Origin of the sequence: Bradyrhizobium sp. U87765 SZCCT0048, from assembly GCF_018131225.1 — a bacterium.
GTDB lineage: Bacteria > Pseudomonadota > Alphaproteobacteria > Rhizobiales > Xanthobacteraceae > Bradyrhizobium_A.
On sequence record NZ_JAFCMM010000005.1, the window covers coordinates 575,575 to 599,678 of the forward strand.

Consider the following 24,104-nt stretch of genomic DNA (forward strand, 5'->3'; position numbering starts at 1 on the left):
CCGGCGATCCTCAGCGCGCGGACTGCGCGGCGGGGGCCGCGTCGGCGACCTGCACGGCGCCGCCCGGCTGCACGCGCAACTGGCCGGCGGTGACGATGGTGTCGCCGGCCTTGAGGCCGCGCTCGACCACGATGCGCTCGCCGACGCGCTGGCCGGTGACGATCGGCACCGCGACGGCCTTGCCGTCGCGCACGAGGAGCGCGCTCTCGCCGGACGCACCGGTCTGGATCGCGGTCGCCGGCACCACGATGGCGTCGGGGCGCGGCGCCAGCTCGACATTGGCGGTGACATAGAGGCCGGGGCGCAGCAGGCGGTCGGGGTTGGCGAAGGTCGCCTGCACCGCGACGTTGCGGGTATCCGCGGCGACGACCGGCTCGATGGCGTTGATCTTTGCGTCGAACGTGCGGTCGGGATAGGCATCGGTGCGTACGGCAACGGCGCCGCCGACATGCAGCCTCGACAGCTCCTGCTGCGGCACGCTGAAGTTGACATAGAGCGTGTCGAGCGCAGTCAGCGTTGCCAGCGCGTCGCCGGCATTGACATACTGCCCGAGGTTGACGCGGCGCAGCCCGATCTCGCCGGCGAATGGCGCGCGGATGACGCGCTGGGCGATCTGGGCATCGAGCTGGGCGATCGCGGCCTTGGCCTGGTTCAATTCCTCCTCGCGCTGCTGCAGCACCTCCTGGCTGACGAAGCCGGATGGCGCGAGCCCGCGCGAGCGGCTGCTCTGCAGCTCGGCGAAGCGGTTGCGCGAAAGCGCGGCGGCGCGGTCGGCGCGCTGCGGCGCGTCGTAGAGCTGCACCAGCGGCGCGCCTTCGGCGACGGTGATGCCGGCCTCGAAATGGATCGCGACGACGCGGCCGGCGACCTCGGGGGCGAGGGTGACCTGGCGCACCGCCTGCAGCGCGCCGATCGCCTCGACCGATTGCGGCAGCGTCTCCGGCCTGATCACCATGGCGGCGACCGGCGTCGGCGGCCTCGCGTAGCCGGCGTGGCCGCTGTCGCGGCCCATGCGCCAGGCGAACACCGCGCCGAACACGCCGGTGAGCAGCGTCAGCGTCATGGCATAGGGAAACAGCCGGCGCAGCGGCGAGCGGGGATGAGGCAGGACGGATAGCATGTCGGCTCCGGTCGGGCGCCCGCCGGCCGCGACAAGCGGCTCGCACGATCCGGCGCCGTTGAACGATTTCACGGGTCTCCGCGCGAGCGGAGAGCTTGCGCAACACAAGCCGACAGGAGATATAGAACCTCAACGATGGTTGAGGTCAAGCCAGTTCCGAGGATGGGCCATGACACGGGATTGTAATGTATCCAGGAAGCCGGCGCGCGAATTGTCGGTCGGCGAGGTGGCGATGCGCAGCGGGGTCGCGGTGTCGACGCTGCACTTCTACGAGTCCAAGGGGCTGATCACGAGCCGGCGCACGAGCGGCAACCAGCGCCGCTACGACCGTGGCATCCTGCGCAAGGTCGCGATCATCCGCATCGCCCAGCGCGCCGGCATCCCGCTCGCCGACGTCAAGGCCGCCTTCGCCGCGATCCCGCTCGACCGCACGCCGAGCGCGCGCGACTGGGCGAAGGCGATGACGGCGTGGGCGGCGACGCTGGCCGCGCGCATCGAGGCGCTGACGCAGCTGCGCGACCAGCTCAACGGCTGCATCGGCTGCGGCTGCCTGTCGCTGAAAGATTGCCCGTTGCGTAACCCGGACGACCGTCTTGCTGCCGAAGGCGCGGGCCCGCGCATCCTGCTCAAGGCGCGCAAAGTGAAGGAGCCGGCGTAACGCCACTGACGGTACTCCGCTGCGGTTCGCGATGAGCGCTGGCCATGCGCCGCAGGCCGCCATAGTGTCGGCGCGCTCCGTCGTTGTCTGCCATTGATGTCGTTGGTTCGAAGCGGGGCATGGAGGCATGTTCATGCGCGCAATGCAGGGCGTCGTTGGAGCTCCGTTGAAGCCCGTGGCGCGTATATTGGCTGCTGTTGCGTCGCTGGCCCTTGTTGCATTGTCGTCCGCCGTCGCCGAGCCATCGCTCGCTTATGGTCCTTGGCAGAAGACATGCTTCGCCGATCGCGAGGGGGGCGCGAACTGCTGGGTTACGATTGACGCATCGGGCGCGTGCATTCCGTCGGGCGGGGTCGTCATGGTCGGTGAGCGGCTGGATAATGGCATGACGCGCCAGCTCGCGCTCATGATCGCCGCGCGCAAGACGCCTCTTCGGCGCATGCGTGTCCTCGTCGACGGGGCGAACATGTCCGACATCGCCAACCCCGGATGTCGCGCGGGCACGTGCAGCGGGCGCTCGGAGCTGACCGCGGACGATGTCGTCCGGCTGCGCAAAGGCCACGTGCTGAGTGTCGAGAGCGAAGACGCGGGCGGACATGCCTCGCGTCTCGTGTTTCCGCTCGACGGCTTTGCGGTCGCGTACGACAAGGCTGAACCGCCACAGGCGCCTCTCGGGCAGATCGAGCTGACGCCGCGACAGCGGAAGCATGCGCAAAGGCTGGCGAAAGCACATGCCGAGCGCAATCGCATCGCTTGCGCCGCTGAGTAGAAATACCGAGAAACAAGCGCTCGCGCGCGATCGGTGAGCAAAGTTTGATCTGACAGCTTGCGCCGATTTGGCTACCAATGCCGCTGGAGGGGCATAGCAGGCATGGAGCATCGCGCATGAACATGTGGACCCGGTCGAGACGTTTCGCAGCCGCAGCATTGACGGCGGGAAGCCTCATCGCACCGCTGAGCCCGGCGTCGGCGACGCCGGTGATGGCCGGCCATCCGGCGCTGTCGGCTGCGTCGTCGGATCTCGTCGAGCACGTCTATTGGCGCGGTCGCGGCTGGGGGCATGGCGGTTGGGGATGGGGCGCGCCGGTCGCCGGAGGCATCATTGCCGGCGCGCTGATCGGCGGCGCGCTCGCCGCGCCGTATGGCTATGGCTACGGCCCGTACGGCTATCCGCCGGGCTATTACGCGCCGGGACCGGCCTATTATGGTGCGCCGCCGCCGCCATCCGGCGCCGAGGAGTACTGCATGCGCCGCTTCCGCTCGTACGATCCGGAGAGCGGCACATATCTCGGCAACGACGGCCGCCGGCATCCTTGCCCGTAACGGCCGTGCAATCGGCGGTCGCGCGGCGATGCCGCGCGGCGGCCGCGCTCAGCCCTTCATCCGCTCCGCCAGCACCGAAGGCGCTGCCGTGGCGCCGTCAGCGCGCTGCAGGTTGCGGAAGATCACCAGCAGCGACAGCCCGACCAGCATCATCGCTGCGGCGAACAGCACCGGGGCGGTGGTGGTGCCGCTGAAATCGCGCAGCGAGCCGGCGAAGGCCGGCAGCACGGCCATGCCGCCATAGTAGCAGCTGAAGAAGATGCCCATGCCGACGGCGCGGTTCTCCGGCCGCAGCACCTCGACCGGCAGCGTCATGATCGGCCCGGCGGGCAGGCCCGCGGCAATGGCGATGATGACGAACAGCAGCGCCGGCAGGGTTGCGACCGGCAGCGCCGCGGCGGTGATCGCGGCGATGATGAAGCCGCCGGCCATCAGCAGGTTGGGGCGGCCGGTGCGGGCGGTGAGCACGCCGCCGACCACGATCATCGGCACCAGGAACCAGCCCAGCAGGCTGACGAGGCCGCTCGCCTGCCCGAGGCTATAGCCGCGCGCGGCGAAGAATTCCGGCGCGAAGCTGATCAGCACGATGAAGCCGACATTGTAGACCGCCCAGATCGCGCCGGAGATCAGCGCCATCGTCAGCTCATAACCGTTCAGGCGTGGCCGCAGCGTCGCGGCCGGCGCCGTTTCGGCTTGCGGCGGCGCGCGGTAGACCGCAACCACCAGCAGTAGGCTCGCGAGCGCGAACGCGGCGGCGGCGTACATCAGCACCGGCCAGCCGAACGCGGTGGCGATGACATGGCCGCCGGCGAGGCCGGCGCCGATGCCGAGCGGCCAGCTCGTCACCAGCAGGGCGAGGGCGGTGGTGACGCTGCGGTCGACGAACCAGTCGGCGACCAGCTTGGTCAGCAGCACGTTGAGCAGCACCGCGCCGACGCCGCTGACGAGGCGGCCGAACGCCAGCATGGCAAAGGACGTGCCGACGGCGGTGATCACGCCGCCGACCACCATCAGCACCAGGCCGCCGAGCACGACATTGATGCCGAAGCGCTGGCCGAGCAGGCCGCCGGGCAGCGCGATGAACACGCCCGGCAGCAGATAGAGACCGATCAGCGTGCCGATATCCGCATAGGAGAAGCCGAGGCCGCCGACGAGGAGAGGTGCACTCGATCCGACCGTTTGGAATTGCAGGGCCATCGCCGTGCGCGCGATGAAGAGCACAGCGAGCATAGTCCAGCGCGTTCGGAGCATGATGCCTCGACGATCAGCGGAAGCAGGCGTTGATGGGATAAACCAAACACAACTCGGCGGCGTTTTTCAAGCCAAGCGCCATCCGCAGGTTGCAGAGAGGGTCGTCTCTCGTCGTTCATGGCGGCGGATTCGGCCATGGCCAGTTCTTGCTATTGACCGCCCGTCATGAACGTTAAGGGAAATTTTTCTCCACGGCTCGCCAGAACGCCCCGCCTGCGGCGGGTTGGCGCCCGCGCGGGAGATGGTTGTGCCGGCCTCGATGAACGCGGACGGCCGAACGCCATCCGGCGCCGATTGTGGGGATGGTGAATAAAGGGTTGCGCCGCGGCCGCGGGCGTCAGTGCTTGACCGTGCTGTCGGCGGACGGATCGAACAGGGCTTCGGAGAACGGAAATTCCAGCACGAGGCGGCCGTCGTCGTCGGTGACCTCGAGCGAGGCGGCGAGCAGATGGCGCGGCTGGCCCTCGCCATGAAGCAGTTCGCGGATGGTGGTCCGCGCCACCTCCCAGGCCTGATCGGCGTCACGCAGCACGAGGCCTTCGGGATCGCGGACGATGTCGGCGCCGATCCGGGTGTTGAAGAAGAACTTCGGCATGGTTCCTTGTGCTCCGATCGCGACGGCGGGGTGACGGGGCTGATTCCACCCGCTCGCGCGGGCGCGCCGTCGTGATGTCCGGCTTTGAGGGTCGAAGTAACGTTTCGCGCGTCGGGGTCGCAAGGCCGCGCGTTGTCGCAATTGGCAACGAACGGTGGTGATGACGCGATTACCCGGCGCTTACCTGGTTTCTTCGCCCTGTCTTGACGTCCGCGGGGCGGCGTCGCAAGCAACAACTTCGTGAGCGGTGGCCATCCGCGCACGCTGTCGCCGGCAACGGCTCTGCAGGAGATCACCATGACGCGCACGCTCATCATTGCCGCCGCTCTCGCCCTGTTCGCCGGCCAGGCCGCCGTCGCGCCCGCACGCGCGGCCGACGCGGCGCAGCTCGAGGCCAACAAGAAAGCCGTGGTCGAATTCTACGAGAAGGGCCTCAACCAGAAGGACTTCGACGCCGCCGCGAAATATTTCGGCGCGCAGTACATCCAGCACAATCCCGGTGCGCCGGACGGCATCGCCGGCTTCAAGACCTTCGTCGAGATGCTGCGCAGCAAGTTCCCGAACTCGCACAGCGAGATCAAGCGCGTGTTCGCCGACGGCGACTATGTCATCCTGCATGTCCATGCCGTGCGCGAGCCCGGCACGCGCGGAACCGCGATCGTCGACATCTTCCGCCTCGACAATGGCAAGATCGTCGAGCACTGGGACGTGCGCCAGGACGTGCCGGAGACCGCGGCCAACACCAACACGATGTTCTGAGCCGCGGCGTTCTGAACCGCTGCGTTCCGAGCCGCGACGGCAGCGGCGGCCGGCGCTGGACTTGCCGGCCGTGCGTCCTACATTGCCGGCATGATCGAAACCCGTTTGCTCCGGCAGTTCATCGCCGTCGCCGAGGAACTGCATTTCCATCGCGCCGCGCAGCGCCTCAACATGGCGCAGCCGCCGCTCAGCCAGGCGATCCGCCGGCTCGAGGACGAACTGCGGGTGCGCCTGTTCGTGCGCAGCCGCCGCGATGTCGCGCTGACGCCGGCGGGCGTCGCGTTCCTCGACACCGCGCGGCGGACGCTGGCGCAGCTCAGCGAGGGCGCGGACCATGCCCGCCGCGTCGCCGCGGGCGTCGCCGGCCGTCTCGCCGTGGCGTTCGTCGATTCCGCCAACTACGATCTGCTGCCCGTGCTGCTGCGCAGCTTCCGTGAGCAGTCGCCGGATGTCACGCTGGTGCTGCAGGAGGCGACGAGCCTGGAGCAGGTCGAGGCGCTGCGCGAGGGCGTCGCCGATCTCGGCCTGATGCGCTGGCCGGGCGTGCCGACGCCGGGCCTTGCGTTCGAGCGCCTCGCGCAGGAGCCGATCGTGGCGGCGCTGCCGGACGATCATCCGCTGGCGCGGCTGCGCACGGTGCCGCTGGCGCACCTTGCGGGCGAGGGGTTCGTGTTCTGGCCGCGCCACAAGGGCGTCGGCTTTCATGATCAGGTCGTCGGCCTGTGCCGCCATGCCGGCTTCTCGCCCCGCATCGTGCAGGAGGCGCGGCAGATGCCGACCATCGTCGGCCTCGTCGCCGGCGGCCTCGGCGTCGCGCTGGTGCCGGCCTCGCTGCGCCAGGCGCGCCGCGACGGCGTCGCGTTCCGGCCGCTCGCGGTCGATGCGCCGCGCAGCGTCAGCCATGTCGACACGGTCGCGGCGTGGATGGCGGCGCGTGCCTCGCCGGTGCGCGAGGCCTTTCTCGCGGTCGCGCGCCAGGTCGTCGCCGGTGAGACGCTGAAGGTCTCACTGGCGATCGCATAAGGTATTTTACAGACGGCGGCAGCCGCGCGAGCTTCGCGTCCGGGATCACGCCCCCGGACACGTTCACCCATGCCGCCCTGCCACGCCGTCTTCACCCGTCGTGCTCTCGCGCCCGTCCTGATCGGGCTGGCGCAGCTTGTCCGCGCGCGCGTTGCGGCGGCGGCCAACGACACGGCTTTCGCTCCCATGGTTCATCAGCTTCGCATCTACGAGATCTTCGAGCACAACAAGGCGGCGTTCCACGCCCGCTTCCGCGATCATGCGGCGCGCATCATGGCGCGCCACGGCTTTCACATTGTCGCGATGTGGGAGGCGCGTGCCGACGCGCGCACGGAGTTCGTCTACCTGCTGCAATGGCCCGACGAGGCGACGCTCAAGGCGCGCTGGGCCGATTTCATGGCCGACGGCGAGTGGATCGCGATCAAGGAGCGCACGGCTGCGGGCGGCGCCATGGTTGGCGGCATCCAGGATCGCGTGCTGCATCCGACCGACTACTCGCCGCCGCTCTGATCTGCGCGGCGCGCAGTTGACGGCCCCCTCGGTCGGACCCACATCTTGCAATGTGGTCTGCTGAGTTGAGGAGGCCGCTGACATGAAAGACCCGAACCGCGCCGGCGGCGCCGTCGAACCGACGGATGCTGCGGCGCCCACGGCCGGCACCGCAGCGCCCGCCCTCGATGCGGATGCGGTGGCCGGCGCCGATCCCGGCGCCCATCCCGATGTCTGTGCCGACGTCGGTGCCGAACTCGACCATGTCTGGTTCGCGAAGAATCCGACCCGCGTCCATCGCCTGCGCGATCTCGTGCCGTTCGAGTCCCGCGAACCGCTGGGCGCGCCGCCGCTTGGCATGACCTGGCGCATTCTGGTCACGCGCGTGCCCGGTGGCGGGCGATTGCGTCTGCCGGTGCCGCTGGCGCGCGAGGTGCCCAACGACGCCATGGACGGAGCGCAGCTCGCGCGGCTGTTCGATCGACTCGCGCCGCCGGACGCAGTCAAGATCTGCCGCCACGGCACGCCGCCCCGGCACTGAGCCGGGCGCGCCGCCGCGGCCGTCGTGTGCCGCGCCGATGTCGCCGTATCCCTTGGCGTGTACTGTCGGGCGCGTCTTCTCAACCGCACAGCGCGGTGCCATAGTCCGGCGCGCCGGGCGCAGGGCTGGCGGATGCCGCGCGCCATCGTGCCGGCCTGCGGATGGCGTCATGCGCATCGATCGTCGGACGTTTCTCGGTGGGATGACGGCGCTGGCCGCATCGGGACAGCGCGGCGTCGCGGCGCCGGCTGCGGCGGATTTCGAGCGGCGGCTCGCGCTGGTCGCTGACCGCGAAACATTGTCCGGGCTTCATTCCGTGCTGGTGTCGCAGCATGGCAGACTCATTCTTGAGCACTATCAACCGGGCGAGGATCAGGATCGTACCGGGCGCGACCTCGGCACGGTGGTGTTCGGGCCCGATGTGCCGCACGATCTGCGCTCGGTCTCCAAGGGCGTGGTCGGGCTGCTCTATGGCATCGCGCTCGCCGACGGCAAGGTGCCGCCGCCCGAGGCCAGGCTCTACGACCAGTTTTCGCAATACGCCGATCTTGCGGCGCAGCCCGGCCGCGACCGCATCACCGTCGCCCATGTGCTGAGCATGACGCTGGGGTTGCAGTGGGATGAACTGACCATTCCCTACGGCGATCCCCGCAACAGCGAGAACGCCATGGACGACGCGCCGGATCGCTATCGCTACATCCTGTCGCTGCCGATCACCGCCGAGCCCGGCCGCACCTGGCTCTATTGCGGCGGGGCAACCGCGCTGCTCGGCCACCTGATCGCGCGCGGCACCGGCATGCCGCTGCTCGACTATGCGCGCCAGCGGCTGTTCGCGCCGATGGGGTTTGGTCCGGTGGTGTGGACGCCGGGGCGCGACGGCACGCCGATCGCGGCGTCGGGCCTGCGGCTGCTGCCGCGCGACATGCTTCGGATCGGCCAGCTGGTGCTCGCGGGCGGCGACTGGCAGGGCCGGCGGCTGGTGCCCGAGGCCTGGGTCAAGACGATTACGACACCGTCCGTCGTCATCAGTCCGTCCCGCAGCTATGGCTATCACTGGTACATGGGCGATATCGCGGCGCAGGGCCAGACGCAGCCGCATCACTGGACCGGTGGCATCGGCTGGGGCGGCCAGCGGCTGTTCGTGATGCCGGATCTCGATCTCGTGGTCGGCATCACCTGCGGCAACTACCGCAAGAGCGGCGCGGAGCAGAGCCGCGTCGCGATGACGGTGCTCACGGGGGTCGTGCTGCCGCTCGTCGCTTCCGCCTGATGGCGGATGGTTGCGTCGCAGCGGCGGCGCACGGAAGTTTTGACACAATTGCGGTGTCGTTTGCTCACCATTGCTGCTTCCGTTTTCGTTCATGGCGTCGAGGGGGCGACGGTGATGTCCAAGGCCTTGTGGGCTTGTGCGATCCTGTGGTGTTGCCTGATCGCGCGTGCACCCGCCGCCGGCATCCAGCTCCTCGATTCCGATCCGCGCCTGACCGGGGCGATCTGGTATCCCTGCGCCGGTGAAGTCAGGGACATCCCGCTCGGGCCGCTCGCGGTGTCGCCGGAGATCAAGCTGGCCGGTGTCCGGGATTGTCCGGTCACCGGCGCGAAGCTTCCGCTGATCGTGATCTCCCATGGCCGCGGCAGCTGGTTCACGATGCATCAGGACACGGCCGAAGCGCTCGCCGACGCCGGCTTCGTCGTCGCCGCGATCAATCATCCCGGCGACAACGGCCGCGATCGCTCGCAGAGCGAGGGGCTGGCCGTGTGGGCCACGCGTCCGGCGGACATGGTGCGGCTTGTCGACTTCATGCTGAACGACTGGAAGGACCGCGCGGCGATCGATCCCGCGCGTATCGGTTTCTTCGGCTTTTCCAAGGGCGCTTTCACCGGGCTGCTGCTCGTCGGAGCGACGCCGGACTACCAGCGGCAGGCGTCGCGATGCACCAATGATACGCCATTCTGCGTGCAGCTTCGCAGCGGCGACGTGCCGCACAACCTGCCGCAGGACGCACGGATCAAGGCGGCGGTGCTTGCCGACCCCGCCCACAGCGGCGTGTTCACCGGGGCGACGCTGGCGGGCATTCATGTCCCGCTGCAGGTCTGGCGATCAGAACTCGCCACCGAGGGGACCGGCGTCGATCCCGAAGGCGTCGCGCGCGTCTTCGCGGCCCTGCCGGGGACGCCGGAGATTCATGTCGTGCCGGCCGGCCACTTCGCCTTCCTGACGCCGTGCTCGCCTGCATTCGCCGCGGCGCTGCCGCGCTTCTGCACCGATCCGCCGGGCTTCGACCGCGTCGCCTTCCACCGCGGCTTCGATGCCAGCGTCGTGCGGTTCTTTCGCGCGCAGCTCGCGGGGGAGCGTGACATGCGCTGAAGCTGCTGTCGTCCGGTCGTCTCCTCCCCGCTCGCCGCTTATCCCGATCACCCGATCAGCAAAGGACCGCGCCGTCGTGCCCAACCCCCATGATTTTCACACCCCGCAATCGTCCTATACCAAGGAGGAGCTGCTGCGATCGAGCGAAGGCGGCTATTTCGGCCCGGGCAATGCGCAACTGCCGGCGCCGCCGATGCTGATGATGGATCGCATCACCGCGATCACCATGGATGGCGGCGCGTTCGGCAAGGGCCATGTCGTCGGTGAGCTCGATGTTTCCCCTGGCCTGTGGTTCTTCGGCTGTCACTTCGCCGGCGATCCGGTGATGCCGGGCTGTCTCGGCCTCGATGCGATGTGGCAGATGGTCGGCTACTGGCTCGGCTGGTCGGGATCGCCGGGCAAGGGCCGCGCCCTTGGCGTTGGCGAGGTGAAGCTGAGGGGGCATATCACGCCGGACATCCGGCGCGTGCGCTATGAGGTCGACATGCGCCAGGTGAGGCGCGGCCGCCTGGTGCTCGGCATCGCGGACGGCCGCGTGTTCGCCGACGACGCCTGCGTCTATGTCGCCGCGGAGATGCGGGTTGGCCTCGTCGCGCCGCAGGCGTGAGCGGGATGACTTCCTCATGGTGAGCGCGGCAACGCCGCGCGTCTCGAACCATGAGGCGGATGCGCTGAAGGCCCGGGCCGCATCCTTCGAGACGGCTGCTGCGCAGCCTCCTCACGATGCGGGGAAAAGTTGTCCCGCATGAGCCCGGAAACATGCGGGGATGACCGTTCACGCCGCCCCGGATATCGCTACGCTCATCCAGGCGACAGGCTGTCTCATCAGAAGATGAGCGTTCAAGTCACGCCCATCCGCCTCAGTGCGGATTCTCCAGGCTGAACATTTCCTGCTGCTCGTCATAGGCGAACAGCTCGCCGTAGCGGCCCCAGGAGACGATGGTCTTCAGCGTTTCGTCGGCGTAGTCCTCGGACATGTAGTCCTCGAGCTCGTTGCGGAAACGCGCGACCGGGGCGGTGTGCGAGGGGCGCTCGTCGAGCACGCGGCGGATCAGGCCGATCAGCGGCACGTAGGTGACGAGGTGTTCGGCGAACAGGCGCTTGCGCGCATCGGTCTCCAGGTGGGCGAAATGCTTGCCGGCCTCGGTCAGCGTGACGTCGCCCTCGCTGAGCTGGGCGAAGCGCAGCAGCTGCAGCGCTTCCGCGAGGTGGAACAGCTCGTCGGCCTCCAGCTGCAGGCTCTCGGCGAGCACGGGAAGGTCGGCGTGGCCGTTGTAGGGCGGGCCGGCGAGCGTCTCGACGAGACCCGAGATCAGGTTCGACGACACATGGTTGAGCGCCATGCCGACGCCGGCGCCGTGGAAGCCTTCCACCGTCGGCGCGCGCGGCTCGGCGCGCTGGGTCATGCGCGCATAGATGCTGTCGACGAGGGCGCGGAACACCGGGTCGAGGCGGTTGCGCGGATGCGGCAGGTCGACCTTGATCTCGGCGGCGACGCGGCCGGGGTTGGACGAGAACACCAGGATGCGGTCGCACATCAGCACCGCTTCCTCGATGTTGTGGGTGACGATCAGCACCGACTTGATCGGCAGGCGGCCCTCGATCCAGAGGTCGACGAGGTCGGTGCGCAGCGTCTCGGCGGTCAGCACGTCGAGCGCCGAGAACGGCTCGTCCATCAGCAGCAGGTCGGGATGGACGACGAGGGCGCGGGCGAAGCCGACGCGCTGGCGCATGCCGCCGGACAATTCCTTGGGATAGGCCGACTCGAAGCCGTCGAGGCCGATCAGGTCGATGGCCGCGAGCGCGCGCTTGCGCCGTTCGCTGCGCTCGACGCCGAGCGCTTCGAGCCCGAGCTCGACGTTCTGCAGCACGGTGAGCCAGGGAAACAGCGCGAACGACTGGAACACCATGGAGACGCCGTGCGGCGGCCCCTTGATGGTCTCGCCGCGGCACAGCGCGTCGCCGGACGACGGCGAGGTGAGGCCGGCGATGATGCGCAGCAGCGTCGACTTGCCCGAGCCGGAACGGCCGAGCAGCCCGACGATCTCGCCGGAGCGGATGGCGAGATCGACGTTCTCCAGCACCAGGAGATCCTCGCCGCTGCCCTTGGGGAACGAGCGCGAGACGTTGCGGATGTCGATCAGGTACGGGACGGTGGGATCGAGCATTTCGGATCTCCTGTCAGCCGAGACGCAGGCGGCGTTCGCCGAACGCATACAGCGGGCGCCACAGCAGGCGATTGAACAGCGTGACGAACACGCACATCACGGTGATGCCGAGCACCACGCGGGGAAAGTCGCCGGCCTCGGTGGCCTTGGCGATGTAGGCGCCGAGCCCGGTGGCGGTCAGCTTCTCGTCGCCCCAGCTCGCCACTTCGGCGACGATGGACGCGTTCCACGAACCGCCGGACGCGGTGATGGCGCCGGTGATGTAATAGGGGAAGATGCCGGGCAGGATGACCTTGACCCACCAGCGCCAGCCGCGCAGGTGCAGGCTGTCGGCGGCCTCGCGCATGTCGGTCGGGAAGGCGCTGGCGCCGGCGATGACGTTGAACAGGATGTACCACTGTGTGCCGAGGATCATCAGCGGGCTCAGCCAGACATCGGCGTTGAGCCCGAAATGCACGATCAGCACCACGAACACCGGGAAGGCGAGGTTGGCGGGAAACGCGGCGAGAAACTGCGCCAGTGGCTGGATGCGCTCCGCAAGGCGCGGCCGAAGGCCGACCCAGACGCCGATCGGCACCCACACGAGGCTCGCCAGCGCCATCAGCACGATGACGCGCAGCAGGGTCAGCACGCCGTCGCCGATCGCCACTGCGACGTCCGCCCAGCCGAGGGTTGTCGCGAGATAGTCGACGATGCGCCAGCCGGCATAGATGGTGCCGGCGAGGATCAGCGCCAGCCACAGCGCATCGAGGGCGCGCGACGGCTCGCGCCGGATCACCGGGCGGCGCGGCCGCTGCGGCAGGCGGATCTGGATCGAGGCCACCCACCGCCGCACCGCGACGAAAGGCACGGTCAGCATGCGCAGCGCCCGGGTGCGGCGGAACAGGTCGAGCACCCAGGATTCAGGCGCGGTCTGCGATGCGGTCTGCTCGAAGCGGAACTTGTCGGCCCACGCCACCACCGGGCGGAACAGCAACTGGTCGTAGGCGATGATCACCGCCAGCATGGTCAGCACGGCATAGCCGATCGCCGGCAGGTTCTGCTCCTTGATCGCCAGCGCGACATAGGAGCCGACGCCGGGCAGCGTCACGGTGGTGTCGCCGACGGTGATCGCCTCCGATGCCACCACGAAGAACCAGCCGCCGGACATCGACATCATCGCATTCCAGACGAGACCGGGCACCGCGAACGGCACGTCGAGGCGCCAGAAGCGCTGCCATGCCGAGAGGTGGAAGCTCTGCGACGCCTCGTCGAGATCCTTCGGAACGTTGCGCAGCGACTGGTACATGCTGAAGGTCATGTTCCAGGCTTGGCTGGTGAAGATCGCGAACACGCAGGCGAGCTCGGCGCCCAGCACCCGGCCCGGAAACAGGTTCATGAAGAACACGACCGTGAAGGTGAGGAAGCCGAGGATCGGCACCGACTGCAGGATGTCCAGCATCGGGATCAGCACCATCTCGGCGCGCCGGCTCTTGGCCGCCAGCGCGGCGTAGATGAACGTGAACACCAGCGAGCAGGCCATCGCCAGCAGCATGCGCAACGTGGTGCGCAGCGCGTAGAGCGGCAGGTGCCAGGGATCGAGCGACAGCGGCGGCGCGTCCAGCGTCGACAGCGGCGCGTTGGTCTGTCGCGCGCCATAGGCGATCAGCACCAGCGTGCCGATCACCAGCACCAGCGCGACGACGTCCCAGACGTTCGGCGCCAGCGTCCGGCCGAGGGCGGGAGGGGAGAGCTTGCGGGACGTCATGCGGCGGGGCCCTGGGGACGGACGTAGGATGCGGGACACAGAGGTATTGCCCTGCAACATATGACATTGTTGTGACGGCGAGGCGAGCGGTTCGCCAATCCGCGTGGGCTGAACAAAAGACGACGCCCCCGCCCGCGGGGCGGGCAGGGGCGTCGGCCGATCTGAGGTGAGGCAGGGTCAGGCCGCGCGGGCGGCCGGCGGGTGGCGGACCTCGATGGTGACGTGGGAGAGGTCGGCGAAGCGGGCGAGACGGCCGCGGTAGTAGTCGCCGTCGCGCATGGTGGCCGTCATGATCGAGACGATGGCGCCGAGATGGCCGGGGCCGAGCCGCCACAGGTGCAGGTCGGTGAGCTCGTCGCCGTCGGCCTCGATGGTGCGGCGGACCTTGTCGGCGATCTGCCGGTCGGCGGTGCGGTCGAGCAGGATGCTGCCGGTGTCGCGCACCAGGCCATAGGACCAGTTGGCGATCACGAGGGCGCCAACGAGGCCGGCGAGCGGATCCATCCACAGCCAGCCGAAGGCACGCGCCAGCACCAGGCCGAGGATCACCAGCACCGACACCGCCGCATCGGCGATGACATGCACCAGCGCCGCGCGCATGTTGTTGTCGCGGTGGTGGGCGCCGCCGCCATGGTCGTGCTCGGCGAATGCGATGGCATGGTCGTGGTCGCGGCCGGCAATGCGCCAGCGCACCCGGGCAGTGAAGGCATGCGGCTCGGGGATGTCGTCGCGGGATTCGAGATAGCCGCCGCGGTTCTCGAAGGCGAACAGCTGGCGGGCGCCGTCCGGCCGCACCGTCTCGATGGTCAGCGCGGCGGCGTCCGGCAGCGCGCCGGCGTCGGTCGTGATGCGAAAGCGCGGCGGCACGCCGTCCTCGAACACCGCGACGGTGAGGCGGTCGTCGCCGTCGCCAACGGCGAAGCTCTCCTCGTCATGGTCGTGGTTGGCGTGGTCATGGCTGTGGCCATGACCGTGACCAGGGCCGTGGTGATGACCGTGGCTGTGGCCGTGGTCATGGCCGCCGGACAGCAGCCAGGCGCTGGCAACGTTAACGGCAAGGCCGAGCACCGCGATCGGAATCGCCTCGCGGAAGCTGATCGGCACCGGGTTGAGGAAGCGCTCGATCGCCTCGTAGGCGATCAGCAGCGCGATCATCGCCAGGATGATGGCGCTGGTGTAGCCGGCGAGGTCGCCGAATTTTCCGGTGCCGAAGGTGAAGCTGTCGTCGTTGGCATGGCGGCGGGCGTAGGTGTAGGCCAGCGCCGCCAGCAGCAGCGCGCCGGCATGGGTCGACATGTGCAGGCCATCGGCGATCAGCGCCAGCGATCCGAACATCGCGCCGCCGGCGATCTCTGCGACCATCATCGCGGCGCACAGCCAGATCACCGCCCAGGTGCGGCGCTCGGCGCGGGCGTGATCGGGGCCGAGGAAGACATGGTTGTGACGGGCGGAGAGGGCTGCGGCCTGCAGGTCGGTCATGGAAGCACCCTTGCGCTTACTTCATGTAGGTGTGGACGACTTCGATCAGTTGCTCGGCGGCATCGGCATCGAGGGCGCCGGGATTCTTGTGGGGATCGACGAGATGGGTGCGGATGTGATCCTCCACCACCTCGGCCATCAGGCCGGCGACGCCGCCGCGCACGCCGGCGATCATGTGCATGATGCGCTCGCAGCCGGCCTCTTCCTCGAGCGCGCGCTCGATGGCCTCGACCTGGCCGCGGATGCGGCGCACCCGCGCCAGCAGCTTCTTCTTCTCGCGAATGGTATGGCTCATGGCACGCTATATAGCCTACCCCCCTATCCTAAGCTAGCCCTAAAAAGCGACGGCCATGCCACGGCCTGCGCCGGGGGGAGGCAAGGGATTGGGAAGGCATGATCGGGGCGCCGGGCGCGTCAGGTCCGCTGCGCACGGCGCCAGGTCAGGTCCGCGTGCGGCGCGCCGTGGCGGTGCGCCGGGGCGGGCGGGGCGTCGGCGCGGACGGGGATGCCGCCGCCGTGGCCTTCGACCGCGCCACCGGCTTCGGCGCCAGCGCACGATGGCGCACGGTCATCAGCAGGCGCAAATAGCCCGAGGCGGTCAGCTTGAGGCTTCCGTCGGGCAGGCCGAGCACGCGGTCGAGCGCGACCTCATAAAGACGGACACGCTGCTCCAGCGCGCGGATCGCGCCTTTGGTCGGCGCGTGGCCGGCGCGGATGTGGCTGACGATGTCGGCGACGAGGCCGCGCGTCGCGCCGCCGAGCTGGAGGATCATGTCGGCGACGCCAGCGGGATCGAACGTCCTGAATACCCCCTCCGTGACGCCCTGGCTGATGATGGCGGTGAGCAGGGGATGGAACGCGGCGCTGCTGGCGAGATTGATGCGGTGGAACAGAACCTGGTTCTCGGGCCGGAACAGCGTCTCGAACAGCGCCCACTGCGTCACGGCGTGCTCGATCTTGTTCTGCCGCAGCCGCGCCATCAGCGTGTTGAGGCGCGTCAGCGCGTCGAGGTCCGGCGCATCGATGATGTCCCGCACGCTGGCGAGCGCGGCGGCGGTGAAGCGCTCGGCCAGCGCCTCGAGCAGCGCCTCCTTGGACGAGAAGTAATGGTAGAACGCGCCCTTGGAGACGCCGGCGGCGGCGATGACGTCGTTGAGGCTCGCCTGGTCGTAGCCGCGGGCGAGGAACAGCGCCTGGGCGCAGTCGAGCAGCTCGTTGCGGCGCACCTCCGGATGCTTGACGACGCGGGGCAAGGCCTCTCCTCGGTTGTCCGATCCGTGGCGCCACGGATCGCGGGGTTGTCTGACCGACCATTGGTCGGTATAATAGACTGATGGTCGGTCTGCGGCAATGCTGCAATGACTATTGTCGCCCGATAATGGCGCCGATGGTCCGGGCATCCGCACCGACCGCAGATCGGCAGACGCGTCCGCGTCCGGTCTGCAAAGGGTCCCGCAAGAGACGGCCGGCCGGATGCGCCGGACCGTCGGGCAAGAGGTGCTTCATGAGCACGACGTCGTTGATCGGCAGGATTATCGTTCAGACCGTGGTGTGGTTCGGCGCGATGGGCGCGCTGCTGTTCGCCGGCGCCGGCACGGTGCGCTGGCCCGCCGCCTGGGTGTTCATGGTCGGCATGTGCGCATTCGGGGTGTGGCGCGGCATCGTCATGGTGCGGCGCGACCCGGCGCTCGTCGCCGAACGCACGCGATCGATGATGCAGCCCGGACAGCCGCGTGCCGACAAGATCTTCGTCGTCGTGCTCTGCTGCATGATGATGGCGTGGCTGGTGGTGATGGGCGTCGATGTCATGCGCGTGCAGTGGTCGCATATGCCGCTGTGGCTGCAGGCCGCGGGCGGCGCACTGCTGTTCGCCGGTGGCTGGCTCGCCGATCGCGTGATGCGCGAGAACAGTTTTGCCGCCGCGGTGGTCAAGATCCAGAGCGAGCGCAGGCAGACGGTGATTTCGAGCGGTCCTTATGCGGTCGTGCGCCATCCGATGTATTCGGGCATGGTGTTCGTGTTTCTCGGCATCGCGCTGCTGCTCGGGTCGTGGTGGGGCGCCGTGATCGCCATCGTGCTGTCGCTGATGTTCTGTATCCGCATTGCGATCGAGGAGAAGGCGCTGCGCGAAGGGCTCGCCGGCTATGGCGACTATGCCGTGCGCGTGCCGTGGCGCCTCATTCCCCATGTCTGGTAATCCCACGTCTGGTAATCCCATGTCTGGTAATTTATCCGGTCCGATCTCTCACTGGGCGGGCATGACACTCACGATCGACAAGGCCCCGGCGATGCCGGCGGTGATCCGGCGGCTGGTCGCCGCCGACGCGCAGGACTATCGCACCATCCGCCTTGCGGCGCTGGCGCGCGATCCCGATGCGTTCGGCTCGGTCTATGATATCGAGGTGGCGCGGCCGCTGTCGGCGTTCGCCGAGCGGCTGGCGAGCTCGACGGTGTTCGGCGCGTTTCTCGGCGAACGCATTGTTGGCATGGCCGGCTTCAAGACCGAGAGCGGTCCGAAGGACTGCCACAAGGCGTTCGTGTGGGGGCTCTATGTGCGCCCGTCGGCGCGCGGGCAGGGCGTCGCGGCGGCGCTGATGGCGGCGCTGATCGCCGAGGCGCGGCTGTCGGTCGAGCAACTCACGCTCGCGGTGGTCGAAGGCAACGCCGCCGCGATCGCGCTCTATCGCCGCTTCGGCTTTGCCGCCTACGGCGTCGAGCCGCGCGCGCTCAAGACCGAGACCGGCTATCGCAACGAAGTGCTGATGGCGCGGGTGCTGTGACTGCGCTTTCCGCCGCTCCCTGCGGCGACGGGGCTTGTCCCTGCCATCGTGTTTGCTCGGCCTGACTCCTCTCTCGTCCTAAGCCGCCGCGTCCAGCATCATGGCCTTGAGCATTTCGGCAAGCACGCTCGCCAGCGCGCCGATGCCGCGCTCATGGCCGATCAGCATCAAGGTTTGCGCCTCCTGCGCGAGCTCGCGCACCGGTACGTAGACGAGGCGTCCGGCGCGCCGCTCGAACTCGATGTCGAACGGGGTGAGGAAGGTGATGCCGTTGTCGAGGATGGCGGCGTGGCGCATGATCTCGATGGCGTTGGTCTCGATGATCGGCATCGGCTCGAGCGATACCTTGGCGAACGCCGTGTCGAGATAGGGCCGGATCGCGGTCGAGCCGTCGGCGACCACCAGCGGATAGTCGATGCAGTCGCTGAGCCGCACCTGGCTGCGCTTGGCCAGCGGATGGTTTGGCGCCATCACCGCGCCGAGGCGGCCGGCGGCGCGCGCCAGCACCTTGAGCTGGCTGTTGCGGCTGAAGTCGAAGCCGATGCCGAGATCGGCCTCGCCGCTCGCCACCGCGGCCTGGATGTCCTCGCCGGTGGTCAGCAGCGTCAGATAGAGCCGCACCCGCGGATTGGTCTGGCGGAACTGCTTGACCGTGCCGGGCACGAGGTTGGACGCGAGGCCGCTCATCATCGCCACCGTGATCTCGCCGCGGCGCAGGCCCTTGAGTTCCTCGATCTTGGCCTGCGCGCGCGTCAGGTCCTTCATGGTGTGGCGGATGTGGTTGATCAGCACCTCGCCGGCGGCGGTGAGCAGCAGCTTGCGCGGCAGGCGCTGGAAGATCGGCGTGCCGAGATCGGTCTCCAGCGCCAGGATCTGGCGGCTGATGGCGGAGGCGGCGACGTTGAGATGGCTGGCGGCCTTGCGGATCGACCCGGTCCGGGCGACCTCGTCCACATAGGTCAGCAGGCGGCTGTGCAGCATGGGTGGGCTCCGGTGGCTCCGCTCCGGCGGGCTCGGGGCCGTTGCCGGAAAGGCAACGGCCGGGGCGAAATAAAGCGCTTTTATGCAAGGCTCGGGCCATGCTGAATCGGGCCGGCAGGGCGTGGCGGCGTGCCGCCAGCGCCCCGCATCGCCGTCGGCCGGGGCCGGGGGATATTGAGGAGAGCCGTGCCATGGCATTCGCCGTCGAGGACCTCACGCATGCGAAGGCGTTCCGCATCTCGCCGGGGGACACCAACTATTTCGTGATGCTGTTCGACCGGGAAACCGACGGCATCGACAACATCTTCGTCATCGAGATCTTCCGGCCGGGGGGCGCCACCCCGCCGAACGAGCATGCAGGGGCCCACGAGTTCTTCCATGTGCTGCATGGCGAGGGCATCGCGCGCTGCGACGGCGTGGCGCGGCCGATCCGCAGGGGCGACTCGCTGCTGCTGCATCCCGGGTCCGAGCATGTCATCGAGAACACAGGGGCCGGCAAGCTCTACACGCTGACGGTGATGACGCCGAACGAAGGCTTTGCCGAGCTGATCCGCAGCGGCGAGGCGGTCGCGCTCGAAGCGGACGACATCGCGGTGCTGCGGGGCCTGGCATGACGGCGTCGCCCGCAGCCGTCGTCGCCGACGACTTGAGGCCGCTCGGGCCGAGCGCCCGCAACCGCTGGGCGGTGTCGGCGACGCAGGCCAACCTGCTGCGGCCGGCAATCGAGCCTCGCCCGGTCACGGTCGCCGCAGGCGGCAAGCAGGTGACGCTCGATCTCGCCCGCACCGCGATCGTCGTCATCGATATGCAGAACGATTTCTGTCATCCCGGCGGCTGGCTCAGCCATATCGGCGTCGACGTCGCGCCGGCGCGAGCACCGATCGCACCGCTGCAGCGGCTGCTGCCATGGCTGCGCCGGCGCGAGGTGCCGGTGATCTGGCTGAACTGGGGCAACCGGCCGGACCGGCTCAACCTCAGTCCGGCGCTGCTGCATGTCTACAATCCCTCCGGCGCGGGCGTCGGCCTCGGCGACGCGCTGCCGGGCTCGGGCGCCCGGGTGCTGGAGCGCGGCAGCTGGTCGGCGGCGATCGTCGACGAATTGCCGGTGGCTCCCGGCGACATCCATATCGCCAAGTACCGCATGTCCGGCTTCCAGGATACCGAGCTCGACAGCGTCCTGCGCAACCTCGGCCTCACCACGCTGCTGTTCGCCGGCGTCAATGCCGACCAGTGCGTGCTGTGCACCCTGCAGGATGCCAATTTCCGCGGCTACGACTGCCTGCTGCTGCGCGATTGCACCGCGACCACCTCGCCGGACTACTGCATGGCGGCGACGGTCTACAACGTCAACCAGTGCTTCGGCTTCGTGCTGGAATCCGCTGACCTGATCGCGGCCGGCGGATAGCCCCGCGCGGCCAGGCCGTCCGCGCCTCACGCCCGGCGTACGCAGGGCCGCCGATACCCGCTCATCGGACCGCCGCCGCTTTTGTTATCAGCATCTGCCCAAGGACCGGTCAGGGCCCGTGCCTTGCGTCCGCGCGCATCCGCGCACCGCGCCGGCGTTGCCGCAAAGGCAACGCATCTCTCGAAACAAAATGCTTTTCCGATCACAGCGACGCCGTCATCGTCGCAGGCGCCGGGACACGATCAGCTTGTCAAATGAGGTCGCCGTGAACTTCCTGTCGCGCTCAATCGCCGTCGCCGGTCTCGCCGCCGCCTGGGGCCTCGCATCGCTCGCCTCCGCCACGGCGGCGGAGAAGGTGACGTTCCTCACCAGCTGGTTCGCCCAGGCCGAGCATGGCGGCTTCTACCAGGCGAAGGCCACCGGCCTCTACGACAAGGCCGGACTCGACGTCACCATCAAGATGGGCGGTCCGCAGGTCAACGGTTCGCAGCTGCTGCTCGCCGGGGAGACCGATTTCCTGATGGGCTACGACATCCAGGTGCTGAAGGGGCGCGAGCAGGGCCTGCCGCTGGTGACGGTGGCGTCCTCGTTCCAGTTCGACCCGCAGGGCATCATGGCCCATGACGATGTGCCCGACCTCGCCGCGCTCAAAGGCAAGCCGATCCTGATCGCCGGCTCGTCGCGCACCACGTTCTGGCCGTGGCTCAAGGCCAGGTACGGCTTCACCGACGACCAGATCCGTCCCTACACTTTCAACCTGCAGCCGTTCTTCGCTGATCCCGCCGCCTCGCAGCAGGCGTACCTGTCGTCCGAGCCGTTCGCCGCCCAGCAGCAGGGCGTCAAGGTGAAGTTCTTCCTGTTCGCCGACGGCGGCTATCCGCCCTATGGCGCGGCGATCGTCACCACCGACAAGATGGTGGCGGAGAAGCCGGACGTGGTGGCGCGTTTCGTCAAGGCGTCGCTCGAGGGCTGGCGCGACTATCTGAAGAACCCAGCGCCCGGCAACGCGCTGATCAAGGTCGACAATCCGAAGATGACCGATGCGCAGATCGCATTCGCGATCGAGAAGCTGAAGGAGACCAAGGCGCTCGACGGCGGCGATGCGGCGGCCGGCGGCATCGGCATCATGACCGGAACGCGCTGGAAGGCGACTTACGACTTCCTGGTCGCGGCCGGCCTGCTCGATGCCAAGACCGACTGGCAGAAGGCGTTCACCGACCGCTTCGTCAAGGATCTCAAGATCGCGTTCTGACCATGACCGTGATGGATGACCTGTCGCCGCACCGGCTGGACACGTTGATCGCCGATCTCGGCGACATGCCGGTCATCACCGATCCCACGATCGTGCGCCGCCGCTCACGCGACTTCTTCTGGTACAGCCCGCTCCTCAACGAGGCGCTGAACGGCAAGGCGGCCGACCTGATCGTGGCGCCGCGCGACGAGGCCGAGGTGATCCGCGTCGCGGCGGCCTGCGCGCGCCACCGCGTGCCGCTGACCGTGCGCGCCGGCGGCACCGGCAACTACGGCCAGGCGGTGCCGCTCCAGGGCGGCGTGCTCCTCGACATCACCGCGCTGAACGCCATCGCGTGGATCCGGCCAGGCCTCATCCGGGTCGGCGCCGGCGCCCGGATGAACGCCATCGATGCAGCGACGCAGCCGACGGGATGGGAGCTACGCATGCATCCCTCCACCAAGCGCACCGCGACCATCGGCGGCTTCGTCGCCGGCGGCTCGGGCGGCGTCGGCTCGGTGACCTATGGTGGTCTGCGCGAGCGCGGCAACATCATCGCCGCGCGCATCGTCACGCTCGAGCCGGAGCCGCGGGTCATCGAGCTGCGCGGCGACGCGGCGCAGAAGATCAACCGTGCCTACGGCACCACGGGCATCATCACCGCGCTGGAGATGCCGCTGGCGCCGGCGTGGCGCTGGATCGACGTGGTGGTGGCGTTCGACGATTTCCTCGCCGCGGCGGCGTTCGGTCATGAGGCGGCGCGTGCCGACGGCATCGTCAAGAAGCTGCTCTCGCCGGTGACCTGGCCGCTGCCGTCGTATTTCGGCGCCCTGAAACCCGCATGTCCCGAGGGCAAGAGCGTCCTGCTCGCGATGATCGCTGAGCCGTCGCTGGAGAGCTTCAAGGCGCTGCTCGGCGGCCGCGGCACCATCACGCTGGAGACGCCGACCGACGAGACGCCGGGCAAGGTGCCGCTCTACGAATACACCTGGAACCACACCACGCTGCAGGTGCTCAAGAGCGACCGCTCGGTGACCTACCTGCAGTGCCTCTATCCGCACGACCGCCTGCTGGACAAGGTGGCGGAGATGCGCCGGCTGTTTCCTGACGAAGTGTTGCAGCATCTCGAATTCATCCGCTTCAACGGCGATGTCACCTGCAGCGGACTGCCGGTGGTGCGCTATCGCGATCCGCAACGGCTCGACGAGATCATCCGCCTGCACGAGGCGAACGGCGTCTACATCGCCAATCCCCATGTCTATACGGTCGAGGATGGCAGCCGCTACAAGCGGGTCGATGTCGACCAGCTCGGCTTCAAGCAGGAGGTCGATCCGCAGGGGCTGCTCAATCCCGGCAAGATGCGCAGCTTCGTCGCCGGCGCCTGACATGCGCGTGCTCTATGTCTACTGCCATCCCCTCGACGACAGCTTTCATGCGGCGATCCGGCGGGAGGCGCTGGCGGGCCTCACGGAGGCTGGGCATGCGGTTGATCTGCTCGATCTCTATGCCGAGGGCTTCGACCCGGTGCTGACCGCCGAGCGGCGGCGCGGCTACCACGATCCCATCCGCAATCGCGCCGAGAACCAGGCGCATGTCGACCGCCTGATGGCGGCGCAGGCGCTGGTCGTGCAGTTTCCGACCTGGTCGTTCGGCCCGCCCGCCATGCTCAAGGGTTGGTTCGACCGCATGTTCGGGCCTGGCATCGCCATGGACCTGTCCGATCCGGCGCATGTCAAGCCGCTCCTGACCCACCTGCGACGCATCGCCGGCATCTCGACCTACGGCCGGCCGCGCTGGAAAGCCATCGCCATGGCCGATCCGCCGCGCAAGATCGTCAAGCGCTACCTGCCATGGTTCACCGGCTTCCGGGCGCGGGCGCGCTACCTCGCGCTCTACCACATGAACGTCGCCACCTCCGCGCAACGCACGCGCTTCCTCGGCCGCGTGCGGCGCGAGATGGCGAGGTTGTGAGGCAGATTGAGAATGAGTCTCCGCATCCTCAGCGTCATCACCGGGCCGACGCGCAGCGTCGAGACCCGGTGATCCAGCTTCAAAAGCACATGTCGAGTGGTGAACAAGCTGGATTGCCGGGGCAAGCCCGGCAATGACGAGTGGGTGTGGTGTGCGCTGAGAATGAGCCGGACGGCCCTGGATCAAGTCGGGCAATGACGCAGTGGGAATGCAGC

26 protein-coding genes are annotated in these 24,104 nt (G+C 68.6%); 17 read left to right on the forward strand and 9 right to left on the reverse strand.

What is annotated here, in order from left to right; genetic code table 11:
• Window positions 1-10: 10 nt before the first annotated feature.
• Entirely contained in the window at window positions 11-1,120 is a 1,110-nt protein-coding gene (locus JQ639_RS29275) for an efflux RND transporter periplasmic adaptor subunit (RefSeq protein ID WP_211962994.1), read from the reverse strand.
• 169 nt (window positions 1,121-1,289) lie between these two features.
• Between JQ639_RS29275 and soxR the strand changes: the two genes are divergently transcribed.
• The 3 genes from soxR to JQ639_RS29290 all read left to right on the forward strand — a co-directional run bounded on the left by soxR (window position 1,290) and on the right by JQ639_RS29290 (window position 3,101).
• Window positions 1,290-1,778, forward strand: a complete 489-nt coding sequence (soxR, locus tag JQ639_RS29280; RefSeq protein WP_211962995.1) for a redox-sensitive transcriptional activator SoxR — start codon at window positions 1,290-1,292, stop codon at window positions 1,776-1,778.
• Between the two features lie 133 nt (window positions 1,779-1,911).
• On the forward strand, window positions 1,912-2,547 hold the full coding sequence (locus JQ639_RS29285) for an invasion associated locus B family protein (RefSeq protein ID WP_211962997.1): 636 nt from the start codon (window positions 1,912-1,914) through the stop codon (window positions 2,545-2,547).
• Window positions 2,548-2,669: 122 nt separating this feature from the next.
• Entirely contained in the window at window positions 2,670-3,101 is a 432-nt protein-coding gene (locus JQ639_RS29290) for a BA14K family protein (RefSeq protein ID WP_211964947.1), read from the forward strand.
• 48 nt (window positions 3,102-3,149) lie between these two features.
• Here the strand turns inward: JQ639_RS29290 and JQ639_RS29295 are convergent, their stop codons facing one another.
• Window positions 3,150-4,331 carry an MFS transporter gene (locus JQ639_RS29295; RefSeq protein WP_211962998.1) on the reverse strand — a complete coding sequence of 394 codons (1,182 nt, stop codon included), beginning with the start codon at window positions 4,329-4,331 and terminating at the stop codon, window positions 3,150-3,152.
• A gap of 358 nt (window positions 4,332-4,689) precedes the next feature.
• Entirely contained in the window at window positions 4,690-4,947 is a 258-nt protein-coding gene (locus JQ639_RS29300; RefSeq protein WP_211963000.1) for a DUF6894 family protein, read from the reverse strand.
• Between the two features lie 297 nt (window positions 4,948-5,244).
• Here JQ639_RS29300 and JQ639_RS29305 point away from each other — a divergent pair, with 297 nt between their 5' ends.
• From JQ639_RS29305 to fabA, 7 genes are all read left to right on the forward strand, one after another.
• The gene (locus JQ639_RS29305) at window positions 5,245-5,706 is read left to right on the forward strand and encodes a nuclear transport factor 2 family protein (RefSeq protein WP_211963002.1); all 462 of its coding nucleotides are present in this window, start codon (window positions 5,245-5,247) and stop codon (window positions 5,704-5,706) included.
• Window positions 5,707-5,796: 90 nt separating this feature from the next.
• On the forward strand, window positions 5,797-6,729 hold the full coding sequence (locus JQ639_RS29310) for a LysR family transcriptional regulator (protein WP_211963004.1): 933 nt from the start codon (window positions 5,797-5,799) through the stop codon (window positions 6,727-6,729).
• 69 nt (window positions 6,730-6,798) lie between these two features.
• On the forward strand, window positions 6,799-7,239 hold the full coding sequence (locus JQ639_RS29315) for an NIPSNAP family protein (protein ID WP_249122842.1): 441 nt from the start codon (window positions 6,799-6,801) through the stop codon (window positions 7,237-7,239).
• Window positions 7,240-7,321: 82 nt separating this feature from the next.
• Window positions 7,322-7,759, forward strand: coding sequence for a hypothetical protein (locus tag JQ639_RS29320; protein WP_211963006.1), 438 nt, complete (start codon window positions 7,322-7,324; stop codon window positions 7,757-7,759).
• Between the two features lie 169 nt (window positions 7,760-7,928).
• Window positions 7,929-9,029 (forward strand): serine hydrolase domain-containing protein, encoded by a 1,101-nt coding sequence (locus JQ639_RS29325; RefSeq protein ID WP_211963008.1) that lies wholly within the window; start codon window positions 7,929-7,931, stop codon window positions 9,027-9,029.
• Between the two features lie 114 nt (window positions 9,030-9,143).
• Window positions 9,144-10,127, forward strand: coding sequence for an alpha/beta hydrolase family protein (locus JQ639_RS29330; RefSeq protein ID WP_211963010.1), 984 nt, complete (start codon window positions 9,144-9,146; stop codon window positions 10,125-10,127).
• A gap of 76 nt (window positions 10,128-10,203) precedes the next feature.
• A complete protein-coding gene (gene fabA, locus JQ639_RS29335) occupies window positions 10,204-10,734 on the forward strand; it encodes a bifunctional 3-hydroxydecanoyl-ACP dehydratase/trans-2-decenoyl-ACP isomerase (protein WP_211963012.1) in 531 nt (176 codons plus the stop codon).
• A 253-nt stretch (window positions 10,735-10,987) separates the two neighbouring features.
• On the opposite strand, the gene JQ639_RS29340 is transcribed toward fabA, so the two are convergent.
• From JQ639_RS29340 to JQ639_RS29360, 5 genes are all read right to left on the reverse strand, one after another.
• Window positions 10,988-12,295 (reverse strand): ABC transporter ATP-binding protein, encoded by a 1,308-nt coding sequence (locus JQ639_RS29340; protein ID WP_211963014.1) that lies wholly within the window; start codon window positions 12,293-12,295, stop codon window positions 10,988-10,990.
• A gap of 13 nt (window positions 12,296-12,308) precedes the next feature.
• A complete protein-coding gene (locus tag JQ639_RS29345; protein WP_211963022.1) occupies window positions 12,309-14,042 on the reverse strand; it encodes an ABC transporter permease in 1,734 nt (577 codons plus the stop codon).
• 177 nt (window positions 14,043-14,219) lie between these two features.
• Window positions 14,220-15,521: a CDF family Co(II)/Ni(II) efflux transporter DmeF gene (gene dmeF, locus JQ639_RS29350; protein ID WP_211963024.1), complete on the reverse strand. Its 1,302-nt coding sequence runs from the start codon at window positions 15,519-15,521 to the stop codon at window positions 14,220-14,222.
• A 16-nt stretch (window positions 15,522-15,537) separates the two neighbouring features.
• On the reverse strand, window positions 15,538-15,816 hold the full coding sequence (locus JQ639_RS29355; RefSeq protein ID WP_211963025.1) for a metal/formaldehyde-sensitive transcriptional repressor: 279 nt from the start codon (window positions 15,814-15,816) through the stop codon (window positions 15,538-15,540).
• A 145-nt stretch (window positions 15,817-15,961) separates the two neighbouring features.
• On the reverse strand, window positions 15,962-16,774 hold the full coding sequence (locus tag JQ639_RS29360; RefSeq protein ID WP_211963026.1) for a TetR/AcrR family transcriptional regulator: 813 nt from the start codon (window positions 16,772-16,774) through the stop codon (window positions 15,962-15,964).
• A 251-nt stretch (window positions 16,775-17,025) separates the two neighbouring features.
• On the opposite strand from JQ639_RS29360, the gene JQ639_RS29365 reads away from it, so the two are divergent.
• Window positions 17,026-17,718: a methyltransferase family protein gene (locus tag JQ639_RS29365; protein ID WP_249122843.1), complete on the forward strand. Its 693-nt coding sequence runs from the start codon at window positions 17,026-17,028 to the stop codon at window positions 17,716-17,718.
• Window positions 17,719-17,779: 61 nt separating this feature from the next.
• On the forward strand, window positions 17,780-18,301 hold the full coding sequence (locus JQ639_RS29370; protein WP_211963027.1) for a GNAT family N-acetyltransferase: 522 nt from the start codon (window positions 17,780-17,782) through the stop codon (window positions 18,299-18,301).
• Between the two features lie 78 nt (window positions 18,302-18,379).
• Here the strand turns inward: JQ639_RS29370 and JQ639_RS29375 are convergent, their stop codons facing one another.
• A complete protein-coding gene (locus JQ639_RS29375; protein ID WP_211963028.1) occupies window positions 18,380-19,282 on the reverse strand; it encodes a LysR family transcriptional regulator in 903 nt (300 codons plus the stop codon).
• Window positions 19,283-19,473: 191 nt separating this feature from the next.
• Here JQ639_RS29375 and JQ639_RS29380 point away from each other — a divergent pair, with 191 nt between their 5' ends.
• From JQ639_RS29380 to JQ639_RS29400, 5 genes are all read left to right on the forward strand, one after another.
• The gene (locus tag JQ639_RS29380) at window positions 19,474-19,896 is read left to right on the forward strand and encodes a cupin domain-containing protein (RefSeq protein WP_211963029.1); all 423 of its coding nucleotides are present in this window, start codon (window positions 19,474-19,476) and stop codon (window positions 19,894-19,896) included.
• Entirely contained in the window at window positions 19,893-20,687 is a 795-nt protein-coding gene (locus JQ639_RS29385; protein WP_211963030.1) for a cysteine hydrolase family protein, read from the forward strand. Before JQ639_RS29380 ends, JQ639_RS29385 begins: the two co-directional genes overlap by 4 nt.
• 265 nt (window positions 20,688-20,952) lie before the next feature.
• On the forward strand, window positions 20,953-21,939 hold the full coding sequence (locus JQ639_RS29390; RefSeq protein ID WP_349644654.1) for an ABC transporter substrate-binding protein: 987 nt from the start codon (window positions 20,953-20,955) through the stop codon (window positions 21,937-21,939).
• A 2-nt stretch (window positions 21,940-21,941) separates the two neighbouring features.
• On the forward strand, window positions 21,942-23,303 hold the full coding sequence (locus tag JQ639_RS29395; RefSeq protein ID WP_371744990.1) for an FAD-binding oxidoreductase: 1,362 nt from the start codon (window positions 21,942-21,944) through the stop codon (window positions 23,301-23,303).
• Window position 23,304: 1 nt separating this feature from the next.
• On the forward strand, window positions 23,305-23,889 hold the full coding sequence (locus tag JQ639_RS29400) for an NAD(P)H-dependent oxidoreductase (RefSeq protein ID WP_211963033.1): 585 nt from the start codon (window positions 23,305-23,307) through the stop codon (window positions 23,887-23,889).
• Window positions 23,890-24,104 lie beyond the last annotated feature (215 nt).

What these genes read in the sequence shown, in the direction of transcription:
- JQ639_RS29275 (WP_211962994.1), bottom strand. Translation starts at nt 1,120, where the DNA reads ATGCTATCCGTCCTGCCTCATCCCCGCTCGCCGCTGCGCCGGCTGTTT.
- soxR (WP_211962995.1), top strand. Translation starts at nt 1,290, where the DNA reads ATGACACGGGATTGTAATGTATCCAGGAAGCCGGCGCGCGAATTGTCG.
- JQ639_RS29285 (WP_211962997.1), top strand. Translation starts at nt 1,912, where the DNA reads ATGCGCGCAATGCAGGGCGTCGTTGGAGCTCCGTTGAAGCCCGTGGCG.
- JQ639_RS29290 (WP_211964947.1), top strand. Translation starts at nt 2,670, where the DNA reads ATGTGGACCCGGTCGAGACGTTTCGCAGCCGCAGCATTGACGGCGGGA.
- JQ639_RS29295 (WP_211962998.1), bottom strand. Translation starts at nt 4,331, where the DNA reads ATGCTCGCTGTGCTCTTCATCGCGCGCACGGCGATGGCCCTGCAATTC.
- JQ639_RS29300 (WP_211963000.1), bottom strand. Translation starts at nt 4,947, where the DNA reads ATGCCGAAGTTCTTCTTCAACACCCGGATCGGCGCCGACATCGTCCGC.
- JQ639_RS29305 (WP_211963002.1), top strand. Translation starts at nt 5,245, where the DNA reads ATGACGCGCACGCTCATCATTGCCGCCGCTCTCGCCCTGTTCGCCGGC.
- JQ639_RS29310 (WP_211963004.1), top strand. Translation starts at nt 5,797, where the DNA reads ATGATCGAAACCCGTTTGCTCCGGCAGTTCATCGCCGTCGCCGAGGAA.
- JQ639_RS29315 (WP_249122842.1), top strand. Translation starts at nt 6,799, where the DNA reads ATGCCGCCCTGCCACGCCGTCTTCACCCGTCGTGCTCTCGCGCCCGTC.
- JQ639_RS29320 (WP_211963006.1), top strand. Translation starts at nt 7,322, where the DNA reads ATGAAAGACCCGAACCGCGCCGGCGGCGCCGTCGAACCGACGGATGCT.
- JQ639_RS29325 (WP_211963008.1), top strand. Translation starts at nt 7,929, where the DNA reads ATGCGCATCGATCGTCGGACGTTTCTCGGTGGGATGACGGCGCTGGCC.
- JQ639_RS29330 (WP_211963010.1), top strand. Translation starts at nt 9,144, where the DNA reads ATGTCCAAGGCCTTGTGGGCTTGTGCGATCCTGTGGTGTTGCCTGATC.
- JQ639_RS29340 (WP_211963014.1), bottom strand. Translation starts at nt 12,295, where the DNA reads ATGCTCGATCCCACCGTCCCGTACCTGATCGACATCCGCAACGTCTCG.
- JQ639_RS29345 (WP_211963022.1), bottom strand. Translation starts at nt 14,042, where the DNA reads ATGACGTCCCGCAAGCTCTCCCCTCCCGCCCTCGGCCGGACGCTGGCG.
- dmeF (WP_211963024.1), bottom strand. Translation starts at nt 15,521, where the DNA reads ATGACCGACCTGCAGGCCGCAGCCCTCTCCGCCCGTCACAACCATGTC.
- JQ639_RS29355 (WP_211963025.1), bottom strand. Translation starts at nt 15,816, where the DNA reads ATGAGCCATACCATTCGCGAGAAGAAGAAGCTGCTGGCGCGGGTGCGC.
- JQ639_RS29365 (WP_249122843.1), top strand. Translation starts at nt 17,026, where the DNA reads ATGAGCACGACGTCGTTGATCGGCAGGATTATCGTTCAGACCGTGGTG.
- JQ639_RS29370 (WP_211963027.1), top strand. Translation starts at nt 17,780, where the DNA reads ATGACACTCACGATCGACAAGGCCCCGGCGATGCCGGCGGTGATCCGG.
- JQ639_RS29375 (WP_211963028.1), bottom strand. Translation starts at nt 19,282, where the DNA reads ATGCTGCACAGCCGCCTGCTGACCTATGTGGACGAGGTCGCCCGGACC.
- JQ639_RS29380 (WP_211963029.1), top strand. Translation starts at nt 19,474, where the DNA reads ATGGCATTCGCCGTCGAGGACCTCACGCATGCGAAGGCGTTCCGCATC.
- JQ639_RS29385 (WP_211963030.1), top strand. Translation starts at nt 19,893, where the DNA reads ATGACGGCGTCGCCCGCAGCCGTCGTCGCCGACGACTTGAGGCCGCTC.
- JQ639_RS29395 (WP_371744990.1), top strand. Translation starts at nt 21,942, where the DNA reads ATGACCGTGATGGATGACCTGTCGCCGCACCGGCTGGACACGTTGATC.
- JQ639_RS29400 (WP_211963033.1), top strand. Translation starts at nt 23,305, where the DNA reads ATGCGCGTGCTCTATGTCTACTGCCATCCCCTCGACGACAGCTTTCAT.